The 13,205-nt window shown below is 36.8% G+C and carries 11 protein-coding genes; 2 read left to right on the forward strand and 9 right to left on the reverse strand.

Annotation, left to right across the window (positions count from 1 at the left end; translation table 11 throughout):
- Positions 1 to 6: 6 nt before the first annotated feature.
- Together J0M37_06750 and J0M37_06755 are read right to left on the reverse strand one after the other, a co-directional pair.
- Positions 7 to 300: a nucleotidyltransferase family protein gene (locus tag J0M37_06750; GenBank protein ID MBN8584780.1), complete on the reverse strand. Its 294-nt coding sequence runs from the start codon at positions 298 to 300 to the stop codon at positions 7 to 9.
- 15 nt (positions 301 to 315) lie between these two features.
- A complete protein-coding gene (locus J0M37_06755; GenBank protein ID MBN8584781.1) occupies positions 316 to 2,313 on the reverse strand; it encodes a 4Fe-4S dicluster domain-containing protein in 1,998 nt (665 codons plus the stop codon).
- A gap of 143 nt (positions 2,314 to 2,456) precedes the next feature.
- Here J0M37_06755 and lon point away from each other — a divergent pair, with 143 nt between their 5' ends.
- Positions 2,457 to 4,982: an endopeptidase La gene (gene lon / locus J0M37_06760; protein ID MBN8584782.1), complete on the forward strand. Its 2,526-nt coding sequence runs from the start codon at positions 2,457 to 2,459 to the stop codon at positions 4,980 to 4,982.
- Between the two features lie 96 nt (positions 4,983 to 5,078).
- Here the strand turns inward: lon and J0M37_06765 are convergent, their stop codons facing one another.
- The 7 genes from J0M37_06765 to J0M37_06795 form a co-directional block, all read right to left on the reverse strand.
- Positions 5,079 to 5,933, reverse strand: coding sequence for a hypothetical protein (locus J0M37_06765; GenBank protein ID MBN8584783.1), 855 nt, complete (start codon positions 5,931 to 5,933; stop codon positions 5,079 to 5,081).
- A 26-nt stretch (positions 5,934 to 5,959) separates the two neighbouring features.
- Positions 5,960 to 6,793: an outer membrane beta-barrel protein gene (locus tag J0M37_06770; protein MBN8584784.1), complete on the reverse strand. Its 834-nt coding sequence runs from the start codon at positions 6,791 to 6,793 to the stop codon at positions 5,960 to 5,962.
- 11 nt (positions 6,794 to 6,804) lie between these two features.
- Positions 6,805 to 7,251 (reverse strand): SPOR domain-containing protein, encoded by a 447-nt coding sequence (locus tag J0M37_06775; protein MBN8584785.1) that lies wholly within the window; start codon positions 7,249 to 7,251, stop codon positions 6,805 to 6,807.
- A gap of 195 nt (positions 7,252 to 7,446) precedes the next feature.
- Positions 7,447 to 8,262, reverse strand: a complete 816-nt coding sequence (locus tag J0M37_06780; protein MBN8584786.1) for a hypothetical protein — start codon at positions 8,260 to 8,262, stop codon at positions 7,447 to 7,449.
- 9 nt (positions 8,263 to 8,271) lie between these two features.
- On the reverse strand, positions 8,272 to 9,129 hold the full coding sequence (locus J0M37_06785; protein MBN8584787.1) for a hypothetical protein: 858 nt from the start codon (positions 9,127 to 9,129) through the stop codon (positions 8,272 to 8,274).
- A gap of 209 nt (positions 9,130 to 9,338) precedes the next feature.
- The gene (locus tag J0M37_06790; GenBank protein MBN8584788.1) at positions 9,339 to 9,791 is read right to left on the reverse strand and encodes an SPOR domain-containing protein; all 453 of its coding nucleotides are present in this window, start codon (positions 9,789 to 9,791) and stop codon (positions 9,339 to 9,341) included.
- Positions 9,792 to 9,899: 108 nt separating this feature from the next.
- On the reverse strand, positions 9,900 to 12,062 hold the full coding sequence (locus J0M37_06795) for a T9SS type A sorting domain-containing protein (protein ID MBN8584789.1): 2,163 nt from the start codon (positions 12,060 to 12,062) through the stop codon (positions 9,900 to 9,902).
- Between the two features lie 169 nt (positions 12,063 to 12,231).
- On the opposite strand from J0M37_06795, the gene J0M37_06800 reads away from it, so the two are divergent.
- Positions 12,232 to 13,152, forward strand: a complete 921-nt coding sequence (locus J0M37_06800; GenBank protein MBN8584790.1) for a sugar kinase — start codon at positions 12,232 to 12,234, stop codon at positions 13,150 to 13,152.
- The last annotated feature ends 53 nt before the right edge of the window (positions 13,153 to 13,205 follow it).

The raw sequence follows: 13,205 nt of genomic DNA on the forward strand, positions 1-13,205 counted from the left end.
GTTCCATCAATTTTCTCTTTCATAAATCATAATTTTATCTTTATCAATAGAAGGTTTAATATATTTTGAGAGTCCTCCGTTTGAAACAAGATCAACTTTTTGCCCCAGAATCTCTTCAAGTTCCATTTTCATAGTTATAAAATACAGTCCTACTGGTGTAGTGTGATCCAGTTCAACTAAAATATCTATATCGCTTTTCTCATCCTGTTCATTTCTTGCATATGACCCAAAAAGATAAGCTTTTATTACAGGTTTATCTTTAAAGAATTTTCTTATTTTATTTACTGTTTCTTCCCTCATTTAACACTTATATATTTATTTACTTGATTCCAATACCAATTCCGCAAAATCTTTTACTTTTACTTCATCAGCCTTGCCTTTTTCTTTAACGCCATCGGTAAGCATTGTCATGCAGAACGGACAGGCGGTTGATATAACATCAGGGTTTGTTTCAAGCGCGTCTTCGGTTCTTTCGATATTAACCTTCTTGCCTATCTTCTCTTCCATCCACATTCTTCCGCCGCCTGCGCCGCAGCATAAGCCGCGGTCTTTGCTGCGTTTCATTTCAGCAAGCTCGCCATTGTTTGTTTTTTTGATAAGCTCACGGGGTTCCTCATAAATATCATTATACCTGCCAAGGTAGCATGAATCATGGTACGTTATCTTTTGGTCGGTTTTCTTTGATTCGTCTATTTCTATTTTATTCTCTGCAACAAGTCCGTTTATGAACTCACTGTGATGCACAACTTCATAATCTCCGCCGAATTCTTTGTATTCGTTGCCGATTGTCTGCAGGCAATGCGGACAGCTTACAAGTATCTTCTTGAAATTGTACTTCTTCATCGTTTCAACGTTTTCCTTTATCATCATTTGCGCTAAGAATTCATTGCCTAAACGGCGGGCGGAATCACCATTACATTTTTCTTCAGTGCCAAGCACGGCATAATTCACTTTAGCTTTATCCAGCAATGTTGCAACAGATCGTGTAACGTTCTGGTATCTTGCATCGAATGAGCCGGCGCAGCCTACCCAGTACAATACATCAAAATCATTCTTTTCAGCAGCAACAGGAACAGTAATATCTAAACCTTCTGTCCATTTCAGCCTGTCTGACTGCGGATAAGCCCACGGTGCGCCGTTATTTTCCATATTCCCGAAAACGGTCATCAGCTCATCGGGGAAGCGTGATTCGCTTTGCACCAGGAAACGCCTCATATCAACTATTGGATTTACATGCTCAATGTTTACGGGACACTCCTGTACGCAAGCCATACAGCTAGTGCATGCCCAAAGCTCGGCATCTGTAATATAGTGCTCTGAAACAAGCTTTTTGCTTTCAATATCTGCCGGTATTTCACCGTCTGCAACAAGCAGGGGAGCTTTCTCGGAAGTGCGCTCCCTGATATCCATTATGATCTTACGCGGCGAAAGCGGTTTGCCTGTTAAATTTGCCGGACATACAGATGTACATCTGCCGCACTCCGTGCAGGCATAGCCATCAAACATTTCCTTCCATGTAAGCTGCTCTATATCACCCGAGCCAAGGAAAACATTTTCCTTTTCAAAATCAATTTCTTCGGTGTCAAGTGTCTGTGGTCCTATCTTTGAAAGGTAAACATTAGGCAGTGATGTGACAATATGAAAATGTTTTGAATAGGGAAGGTAATTCATAAAAGTGAGGATAATAATAATATGTCCCCACCAGAAAATATTATAGAATGTTAGTTCATTTCCTTTAAATAAAAAAGCAAGGTGGGAAGCTAAAAAATGTGCTTTGTAGTATGCTGCATACTCAGGGTGTACTATCTGCTTTGTTGCGTTAACACCATACATCGTAAGCATTACACCCATTATCATACATAAAATAAAGGTTGCATCTGCGTTAGTATTGCCGTCACCGGTCAGGCGCTTTGGTTTTAATACATACCTGCGGAACAATGCATATATTACAGAAAGTATTACCAGCAAACCGAAAATATCCTGTGAGGCAAAAAATACCTGGGATATGGCACCAAGCATACCCAAAGAAAAAGGAGTATAAATACCCTGTATAAATGCTTCAAATACTGCTGTTATCAGCACTAAGAATCCCCAGAATATCAGTGCGTGCATGAGTCCAGCCACTGGGTCACGGAAAATTTTTGCCTGTCCTATTCCGATACCCAGAACCTTCATAATGCGCTTTCCCGCATTGCTGAAGCGGTCTTCGCTTCTGCCCAGCATAAGGTATGTGCGTATTCTTAATAAATTGTAGGTAAACAGAGATAATGCAGCAAGAAAGAGTACTATAAATACAATGTTTTGTATATGCATGGTGCAAAATTATTGAAAAATGAGGAAAATATAAAGGGAATAGGTAATTTATTATTTATCCTTATTTAACTGAAATGAAACTATTATTTATGAAAAATGATTGAATTGAATGTCCCCGAAAATAAGAGTATTTTTGTTTTATTATGAATGACTTTAAAGATAACGAAGATTCACCCAGCACCCCCGATTTAAACGAAAATAACCCTGTAACCATTGATTCTGATCACTCATCTGCCGCAGAATTCAAAATAACAGAGGATAGCAAAATTGACAGTAAAAATGACCTTCCGGTTTTTTTACCTGTTGTACCTTTAAGGGATATTGTAATATTCCCTTATATGATGTATCCTATTCTGGCCGGAAGAGAATCAACTATCAGTGCTATTAATTTTGCGCTGGAAAAAGATAAATATGTAATGCTTCTTACTCAGAAAGATCACAAAGCTGAAGAAGCAGAAACATCTAATCTATACGAATTTGGTACTGTTGCCAAAATTCTCCAAGTAATTAAGCTCCCCAATAATCTCATTAAAGTTCTTGTTGATGGTATTGCGCAGGCAAAAGTAACATCGTTTCATAAAAATAAGTTTATCGAAGCTGATGTGGAGTATATTTTCCCCCCGATTGAAGAATCCACAGAGCTTAAAGCTCTGATAAGGCAGGCTTCGAAGCTGTTTAATGATTACGTCACCAATCACAGGGGCGTTGCGCAGGAGTCTCTCATGGCATATGAGAACATTAAAGAACCTGACAGGAAGCTTTATTACATAGCGTCAACAATTCTTGTTTCAATTCAGAGGAAGCAAAGGTTGCTTGAGATCTCCTCTCTGAAGGAACAGTATTATGAGCTTATTGATATTTTAAGCTCTGAAATTGAGATCTTTAAAGTTGAAAAGGATATTGAAACCAAGATCAACCAAAGCATGCAGAAGAACCAGAGAAGGTTCATTGTACAGGAGCAGATCAGGATATTGCAGGAAGAATTGAACGATGAAGATGAGACAGATCCTGATTTCATGAAGCTTAAAGAAGCAATTCAGAAATCCAAAATGCCGCAGGATGTTAAGGATAAGGCTTTGGAAGAATTCCAGAAGCTGAAGAAAATTCCGCCGATGTCCCCTGAGGCTACTGTATCAAGGAATTTCCTTGACTGGATGGTAAGCGTTCCCTGGAAAACTTACACAAAAGATAACCTGAATATTGAACATGCTAAGTCAATACTGGACGAAGATCATTTTGGGCTTGAAAAACCGAAGGAAAGAATACTTGAGCACATTGCAATACTAAATAACCTTGAAGCTATAAATAAGGGTAAGAAAAACAGCGCTGAGCTGAAAGCCAGGGCGCAGATACTTTGTCTTGTCGGACCGCCCGGCGTAGGTAAAACTTCACTCGGCAAATCAATTGCACGCGCGCTTAACAGAAAATTTGTAAGGATATCGCTTGGCGGAGTAAGGGATGAAGCAGAGATCCGCGGACACCGCAGAACATATATAGGCTCAATGCCCGGCAAAATAATCCAGTCAATGCGCAAAGCAGGCACTAATAACCCGGTCATTTTAATGGATGAAATAGATAAAATGGGTATGGATTTCCGCGGGGATCCCGCAAGCGCGCTGCTTGAAGCGCTTGACCCTGAGCAGAATAATACATTTAATGACCATTACCTTGATGTTGATTATGATCTTTCTAGGGTCTTATTCATTACTACGGCAAATGTTCAGTACCAGATACCGCTTCCGCTGCAGGACAGGATGGAAATAATACAGATGCCTGGTTACCTTGAACATGAAAAGCTGGAAATTGCCAAACGCCACATTGTGGCAAAGCTTTTGACAGAGCACGGACTATCTGAAACAGAGGTTATTATTCCCGATACTTCGATCAAAAAAATAATCAATGAATATACCCGGGAAGCGGGCGTCAGAAATCTGGAACGTGAAATTGCTTCATTGATGAGAAAGATCACAAAGGAAATAGTACTCAACCGGATAAAATCCAACGGTTCAGCAAAAAGATCAAAAACCCCGTTAACTGTTACATCAGAACTTGTTGAAAAATACCTTGGAGTTCCGAAATTTAAGGAAAAACAGGCGGATAAGGAAGATAAGGTAGGCACTGCAGTTGGACTCGCATGGACATCTATGGGCGGAGATATTCTTGATATTGAAGTATCAGTGATGCCCGGAAAAGAAAAGCTGACTTTAACAGGCCAGCTTGGCGATGTAATGAAGGAATCTGCGCTTGCAGGTTTTACTTTCATTCGGAGTAACTCAAAAAAATTCGGCCTCGCCGGAAATTTCTTCAATAATAAAGAAATACATATTCACATACCTGAAGGCGCCATACCAAAAGACGGACCCTCAGCCGGTATAACAATGACGGTAGCAATGATCTCGGCTCTCACAGGCAACCCTACACGGAGCGATGTTGCTATGACCGGTGAGATAACCCTTCGCGGGGAGATCCTTCCAATAGGAGGGCTTAACGAAAAGCTTCTGGCCGCTCAGCGCAGCGGTATCAAAAAAGTACTGATACCAAAGGAAAACGAAAAAGACCTGAAGGAAATTTCAGATAAGATAAAAAAAGGGCTCGAAATTATAAGCGTTGAAAAGCTTGATGACGCTGTAAAACATATATTCAAAAAGAAATTCGTAAAGAAAAAGTAAAACTTTAAAAATTATTTGTTGGTAATAAGTAATTTTATCACATTAAAAAAGGCTGTCAATTAATTGACAGCCTTTTTTTACAGCATAAAATTTAGTTTACGGAAGCTTATATCTTTTTTCTTTAACTCCAAAGAAATAACTGAAGCCTGCATTCAAATTAAAATATGCAAATTGTTTCCAGCCGGCAAACTCTATAGGTTCAAAGGATGCGTCATCATTTAATCCGACAGTAGTAGTCGGGGTAGCAAGTGTTTCGTCCTGTTCCGGAAGCTCGGTTTTTTTCATCAGTAAGTTTGCATGCGTGAACTTAATGCCGATGTTAACTCCAAAGTTCTTTTCAAATGCGTACTCAATCCCAAGGAAAGCCTGGTAGCCAATTCTTAAGCTGTTTTTTATATTTATATCTACTCTGTTGTTATCCGGGTTAATGATCTCGGCTTTTCCTGATATCAGGCTTATTAGCGGGTTTGCACCAAAGTAATATTTTACTTTATGTGAAGGCGTGATGTTATATTCAAGTCCCACTCCTCCGTTTATGGAATTATAGGATACCTTGCCTTCTTCTGTATTCTTTGCGAAAATATCGCTTTGGAATCGGTCAAATCCGGTAATGATATCAAGCCAGAAATTCCCTTTTTTATTCAGCGGCAGCTTTCCAACAAGGCTGAAGCCGAAACCGTTTCTTGCGCCAAAGCTTCTGCCAATAATAAAATTATCTCTGCTGAAACCACCGTTATGGCTGGTAAGCTCCATAGCGCCGGTGTTAAGCCCGCCGTTGAAGTGAAGTATGAATTTTGGAACTGTTCGTACTTTTACTATTGTAATGGTCTTGGTTTTCTGTATCTTAATTGTATCAACCTTAATTGTATAAGATGTATCCTGCGCCTTTAGCAATGTGCAGGATAATATTAAAGCAAAAACTGCTGATATTTTAAAAAGTTTATTTATCATTTGATCTTCTTTAAAAGACCTATAGCTTATTTTTTATTTTTCATACCGAAATAAAAATTTACCCCGGCGTAAAATGAGCTGTACATAAACTGCTTCCAGCCGGCATAAGGTATCGATTCCCCGGTTGTTACTTTATTATCATTAAGGTAGGTTTCGTTAAGTACAGTTGAAATTTTTGATTCCTTGCCAACGATATTTGCATGTGTTATCTTATATCCAAGGTTAACACCGACTTTATTGTTAAAAGCGTATTCAAATCCCATATTAAAAGTTAAGCCGAACCTTAAGGAATTCTTTATTTTCAGATCAAAATCTGTTGTATCTGTTGTGAGAAATGCTTTACCGCCAATCATACTGGCAACAATTTCAAAGCCAATATAGGGTTTAAATTTTTTTGCGGGCGTAAAGCTGTTTTCTATACCAATACCTCCTGAAAAAACATTATAGCTTACTTTGCCTTCCGGAGACTCAGATATCACGAAATTGCTCAAAAACCTGTTATATCCCGCTGTAACATTCAGCCTTATATTGCCTTCTTTGTGTAACGCTATTTTGCCGGTTAAAGAAGCTCCGTAACCATACCTTGTTCCGAAATTTGAACCCCCGATAAAATCTTCTTTGTGGAAAGTTGTATTTTCATTGGCAGCAAGATCAAGGTGGCCTATATTATAATTGAAGCTTAACTGTAATGTTACCTTTGGAGCTTTGCCCGGTTTAAGCATATTAAGGATCTTTGTGGTGGCAATTGAATTATATGCTGTATCTTTTGAAGTTACACGCCTTGGTGTATCATCCTGCGCAGCAATATGCACAGAAGTTAATATGAGAATCAGTATTAAATAAATTTTTTGTATTCTCATTATAAATAATTTCAGTTCTTTTTGGTTACAACAAATGCATCTGAATATCCTTTAGATCTTACCATTTCAGAATATTTAATAGCTTCTGCCCTGGTATTGAACCTGCCAACTCTTACTTTATGAAGATTGCCTGATTCTTCAGAATATACTTCACCGCCTAATATGATCTTTGCTTTTTCGATAAATCTGTCTGAATTATCGTGCATTGCAAATGCTCCTATCTGGACGGTATAATAATAGGATTCTTTTGTATCCTTAATATTATCCTTATTGTTTTTATCCTGTTTTATGCTTTCATCATTAAGGGTTATCTTTTTGATAGTATCAATTTTTACGGTTTTTTCAGTATAATCAACAGTATAGGTTTCTGTTTCATACTCACCGGATGAACATGCTGAAAAATACATTACTGCCGAAACAGTAAAAGTTAAAATTAGTATTTTAGTAAATTTCTGCATAAATTACTAAGTCAATATAAGCCATAATCTTAAGAAAAACAAGACTAGTAAAGAGTTAATTTAAAATAAAACTGTAACCCTTTATAAATAATGCAGTTAGAAATTGAAAATTTCCAGTAATTTTACTTATGGAAAATAAAAAAGGTTAGATGAAATAACAATTTCAGCTAACCTTTACTAAAAAACTGGATAAAATTAGTTTAATTTATATCTTTTTTCCTTTACACCAAAATAAAAGTTAACACCTGCCATTATACTGTAGAATGAAAAATTCTTATTATTATCACCGGCAAGCTTTAAATTAGGATCAGCTTTATCCCTTAACTGAAATTCAGTATCAGCATTTGTGCCTTTGGACTGCTTTAAAAATGCGTTAGCATTCAGTAACCTTGCGGCAATGTTCAGTCCGAATGATTCATTTACTACATATTCTGAACCAATAATTAAACCGTATCCCATTCTGAAAGAATTTGTGACTTTATATTCTTCATTATACGGAGTGCCTCCTCTGTTTTCAAACCAGATCTTAATATCCCCGTTTATCATGCTTGCATTCAGTTCGCCGCCGATATACAGCTTGAACCTGTGCGCAGGAGTAAAGTTATACTCCATTCCCAGTCCGCCGGTAAAACAGTTGTAGTTAGCATGACCGTTATCTGCAACGGTTTCTTTTGTTCCGAATGTGTATGAAAGTATCCTGTTGTAAGTTAAAGATTGTGTAAACCTGACGCTGCCTCTTTCATTTAAAACAATTTTGGAAAGAATGCTTGCCCCGTAACCTTTATCTGCCCCGAATGATTCACCATCATAAACCACTTTGGACTGGTAGTCATCATTATAAGCTCCTGATAGCTCAAACACAGATTGGTTGTAGTCTAAATTGAGCTGCAGTGTATAGCTTGGTGAGCTTCTTACTATCATATACCTTTTTATCTGGGTATTTTGAGCAAACACACCGTTTGATAAAAGAACAGAAAATAATAATACAGTTAATAATATATTTCTTTTCATAGCGGCTTTTTATTTTTTAAACTTATAAATAATATCGTTTACGCCAAAATACAGATTAACACCCATATAAAATGTAGTGAAAATGAAATTTTTGAAACCGCCGAATTCTATTTCACCGGTATCATCTTTTTTATCTCTTAAAGGAACCTCATCAGGATTATCGCTTGTTTTTGTAGATTTTAATACCTGGTTTGAGTTTGTCAGCTTTATTCCGAAATTTCCTCCGACCTGGTTGCTGAACATATACTCAAAACCCGTATATATCATATAGCCTATCCTGAATGAATTTTTGATTGTTACATTTCGGGTTTGACCTGTGGTTTGGCTGGTGATATTGGCTTTGCCTGATATCATATTTGCCTGGACTTCTCCTGCGATATACGGCTTTAAACGGAAAGTAGGATTGAATGAATTTTCTATACCAACTCCGAATGCTAATACATTATAACTTACATCTCCGTATTTTGATGCCGAAGAAAGAAAGCTGCTTGTGAACCTGTTGAAGTTTGCTGAAATATTCAGCCTGACATTACCTTCTTTATGAAGCGGTATTTTACCGATTATCATTGCTCCGTAACCGTTCTTTACGCCAAAGTTAAGTCCTTTGGAAAACTGTGCAGAGTCAAATATAGTATTGAAGTTAGAGGAAAGTTCTGCCATTCCTAAGTTGATACCGCCTGAGATCTGAAGTGTAAAACGCGGGGGAGTCTGGATCTTATAAGCATTTTTCAGCTTTGCTCCGGTTTGCTTATACTTGGTTGTATCCTGTTTATCAGAGTTTTCTATTTTATATGAACCTGATCCGCAGCCTATTAAATAGGGGAGTATAGTAAATAGTATTGCTATACAGAAATATCGTAATTTCATAGCTGGTTTATTCCCTACTAAATTTAAAATGTAAAATTTTACTCTATATATATGATTTTAATAAATGTAAATTATTTATAAAAAACAATAAATTCAAGTAATAATAATTACTTATTTTATATAATTGAATAAAATTATTTAATTAAATAGGGTTAATTTTGTATAAATTTAAAAAGCAGAATAAAGTTATTCTGCTTTTCTGATTATTTCTATTTATTTTCTGTTTTTACCAGGGTAAGCTCAACTACAAAGGAGTCACTAAAACCGGCATCCTTTGCTTTTTGCAGAAACGAAATAGCCTCATCCCTGGAACTAAAGCCTGCAAGCCTTATCTTGTAAAGTCCTTCAATGTTCTTTACTGAAAGGTCCATACCTTCAAAGCTCTGCTTTGCTTTATTATAATACCTGTCGGCGTTTTTTTCATCATTAAAAGCGCCAATCTGAATAATATACGATTTTGAAATTACATTTTTTTCACTGAACTTGTTTTCCGAAGGCCTTGTATCTTCTTTGATATCACTGACCGGCGGAGTTTCCTGTTTTGGCTCTTCTTTAATCTCTATCGGCTCTTCAATTTCTACTATCTCATATATAGGGGAGTTACAGCCTGTATAAACAAGCCCGGTGATAAATGCTAATATTGTAAATATTTTTTTAACCATTCCCTTACCCTCTGCTGAAATTGAATGCTTTTGTTCTTCAATAATAGCAAAATATAGTAATTAATGGCACTATTCAATAACGTAAAAAGGGTAGATGAAAATTAACTGCTATTTTAATAGTATCAGTTTTTTGGTTACTTTATATTCGCCTGAATTAAATCTGTAAAAATATACCCCTGAAGACAAGCCTGTTGCATCCCACGTAATTTCATATTCGCCGGGTGCAAGGATCTCATTTACCGGCATGGCAATTTCTTTCCCGAGGATATCGTATATTTTCAGCGAAGTAAGCTCATTTCTTCCGTTTGTGCTGTTCGGAATAGAAAACTTAATTTTAGTAACGGGATTAAACGGGTTCGGAAAATTCTGGTACAGCTCAAAACTTTCAGGAATATTGCTGCTGATGGGTTCAATGCCGATTGGATCTCCGCAGCCATTGGTGGTTTTAATAATTACGCCACTGTTGCTAACAAAAAAACCGGTGTTAACATCAGTGAAGTACAAATCATATAAACCAAAATTTGTAATTGAATTATGAATATTCCAAGTACTCCCTGTATCTGTAGTTTTTAAAACTTTTCCTCCAATTGATGCGTATCCGACTGATTGATTTACAAAATGAATAGACAAAATATCAAGATAAATACCGGATTGTTGTTCAAAAACTTTTAACCAGTTACTACCGGAATTAGTGGTTTTGAAAATCCGGCCGGCTGTAGTATAAAATCCTGTAGATGAATTTATAAAATCAAAATCCCAAATAAAATAATCATATTCAGGTACAGGTTGAAAGTCCCAGTTCAACCCGCCGTTGGTAGTTCTGCTTACTCCCCAGCCTAGCGAGTAATCATTTCTCCCAATGAAACCTAGGTTTTCATTTACAAAATACATAGTTTCCTGATATCCGCCGCCATAACCCGTAATTTGATTCCATGAATTTCCGCCATCAGTTGTTTTTTTCAGAACGTTGTACTTGCCAATATAAAAACCTGTATAATTGTTAACGAAGCTGATTTCATTAATTTGTCCGGGTTGGCCATAATTCAAGTTGATCCAGTTCATACCGCAATTTGTTGTTTTATACATTGTGTCAACGTTAGCTGCGTAACCTGTATTAGCATCAGTAAATTCAATCTGATCTCCCGGGATACGCGGAATATAAAACCAGTTATTGCCGCCATTTGTTGTTTTTATTAACGAGTTCGAACCCCCTGCAAAACCGGTTGTATTGTTAATAAATTCTACGGACCAGAAATAACTATTAAAGAAAGAAGTTGTTGTACTTATCCAGTTAATACCTGAGTTTGTTGTTTTGTGTACCTGGCCGGTACCGCCAACACTTATCCCTGTTGTAGGATTAATGAATTCAATTTCATTAGATTTGATATCACTTCCTATATTACTCCAGTTTACACCATTATTTGTGGATTTATACAAAAACACCCCGCTGTTTGTTGCTGTTGCATATAAATTTGCCGGATCAATGTAACAAATATCCCTGACTGTTTTATGCAAATCAGATGGAATCCAGCTTTGACCGGAGTTAGTGGAATAAAAGAACCCGCATATATATGGCAATCCAGTTCCTCCATAAATGGCGATGATATTATTTTTAATCTCTATACCTTCTAGTGTAATTTCGAATCCGGTATATAATGAATCAAAGCTCAATCCTCCGTTATTCGTTTTATAAAATTTTGTATAATAATTATTATTAGAATGAAAATTTAAGTTACCTCCAAAATATCCTGTTTGTAAATCAGAAAATTTAATATCGTTTAAATCAATTGTTGAATCATTTAATAATTCACTCCATGATAAACCGCTGTTTGAAGTTCTGTATAACACTGTCCCACTATAGTTATAATTGTTATATCTCAGCAGGTAACCAGTATTAACATCGCTAAAGTATACTTTATGAAATTTTGCTTGATGAAAATCATAAACAATATTCCAGTTTACTCCGCCGTTTACAGTTTTTAATACTATACCTGTATCACTTACTATAAACCCTGTAGTTTCATTAATGAAATGAAGTGAAGTATTGTTCTGGCTGTGATTAGTATAATAAATGCTCCAGTTGCTTCCTGTATTGGTTGTTTTCATTACGCTGTTAAAACACATAGCATACGCAGTTGTTGAGTTAACAGACTGAAGATTGCTCATATTGTTACCCTGCGGCAGTGGATTCTGCCAAATCCATCCGTTTTGAGAAATTATTACATTATTAATTCCAAATATCAGGGCTAAAGTGAATAATATTTTAGGCAAAGGACCTCCTTATTACTTATTACAAAATTAACTGTTTAATCAGGCTAAATCAATCAATTTTACGGCAAAAATTAATTTCTTTCATTTCAATAAACTGAATGCTATTTTTGCTGAATACAGAATTTCACTTTGTAATTTAGGGATAGCTTTTAAAAATTAAGGAGAATTAATGTCATTACTGGTAGTTGGCTCACTTGCGCTTGATACAATAGAAACCCCTTTTGGGAAGGCAGAAAGAACTTTAGGAGGCTCAGCAACTTTTATTTCAGTGGCTGCGTCATATTTCACACAGCCGGTAAGGCTTGTTGGTGTTGTTGGCGGCGACTTCCCGAAAAAAGAACTGGAATATTTTGAAGAACGGGAAATTGATCTCGAAGGTCTGCAGATAAAAGAAGATGGAAAAACTTTCCACTGGCACGGTAAATATGATTATGACCTCAACACCAGAGAGAGCCTTGTTACCGAGCTGAACGTATTCGCGGATTTTGACCCGATCGTTCCTGAAACATTTCAGAAAAGCCAGTACCTGTGCCTTGGCAACATTCACCCCGCGCTGCAGAAAAAAGTTTACGAGCAGATGCAGAATCCAAAGCTTGTAGTTGCAGATACAATGAACTTCTGGATAGACGGCGCCTATGATGCTCTGGTAGATGTTCTTCAGCATATAAATGTTTTTATAATTAACGATTCTGAAGCAAGAGAAATATCGCATGAGGCAAATCTTTTTAAAGCAGCCAAAAAGATCCAGGCATTAGGTCCCAAAATAGTTATCATTAAAAAAGGTGAGCACGGCGCATTATTATTCCACGAAAACGAGCTTTTCAGCGCTCCTGCATACCCGCTTGAATCAATATATGACCCGACAGGCGCCGGTGACAGCTTCGCAGGCGGATTTATAGGCTATCTTGCAAAAACGGATGATATTTCTTTTGAGAATATGAAACGTGCAGTGATATTTGGCAGCACAATAGCTTCATTTTGTGTAGAAAAATTTTCACTCGAAGGTACACGTGAGCTTTCTCACCTGAAAATTAAAGACAGGTTCAATGAGTTCACAAGGTTCTCAACTTTCGAGCCTGCTGATCTGTAACAATTGCTGTAAAAAGTTTTTAAAGATTATATAAATTAATTTTATGGTATAAG

This window comes from Ignavibacteria bacterium (assembly GCA_017303675.1).
In the GTDB taxonomy this organism is placed as follows: domain Bacteria; phylum Bacteroidota; class Ignavibacteria; order Tepidaquicellales; family OLB5; genus OLB5.

Excerpts from the sequence above, each read along its gene's own strand:
- J0M37_06750 (MBN8584780.1), bottom strand. The coding sequence starts at position 300 with ATGAGGGAAGAAACAGTAAATAAAATAAGAAAATTCTTTAAAGATAAA.
- J0M37_06755 (MBN8584781.1), bottom strand. The coding sequence starts at position 2,313 with ATGCATATACAAAACATTGTATTTATAGTACTCTTTCTTGCTGCATTA.
- lon (MBN8584782.1), top strand. The coding sequence starts at position 2,457 with ATGAATGACTTTAAAGATAACGAAGATTCACCCAGCACCCCCGATTTA.
- J0M37_06765 (MBN8584783.1), bottom strand. The coding sequence starts at position 5,933 with ATGATAAATAAACTTTTTAAAATATCAGCAGTTTTTGCTTTAATATTA.
- J0M37_06770 (MBN8584784.1), bottom strand. The coding sequence starts at position 6,793 with ATGAGAATACAAAAAATTTATTTAATACTGATTCTCATATTAACTTCT.
- J0M37_06775 (MBN8584785.1), bottom strand. The coding sequence starts at position 7,251 with ATGCAGAAATTTACTAAAATACTAATTTTAACTTTTACTGTTTCGGCA.
- J0M37_06780 (MBN8584786.1), bottom strand. The coding sequence starts at position 8,262 with ATGAAAAGAAATATATTATTAACTGTATTATTATTTTCTGTTCTTTTA.
- J0M37_06785 (MBN8584787.1), bottom strand. The coding sequence starts at position 9,129 with ATGAAATTACGATATTTCTGTATAGCAATACTATTTACTATACTCCCC.
- J0M37_06790 (MBN8584788.1), bottom strand. The coding sequence starts at position 9,791 with ATGGTTAAAAAAATATTTACAATATTAGCATTTATCACCGGGCTTGTT.
- J0M37_06800 (MBN8584790.1), top strand. The coding sequence starts at position 12,232 with ATGTCATTACTGGTAGTTGGCTCACTTGCGCTTGATACAATAGAAACC.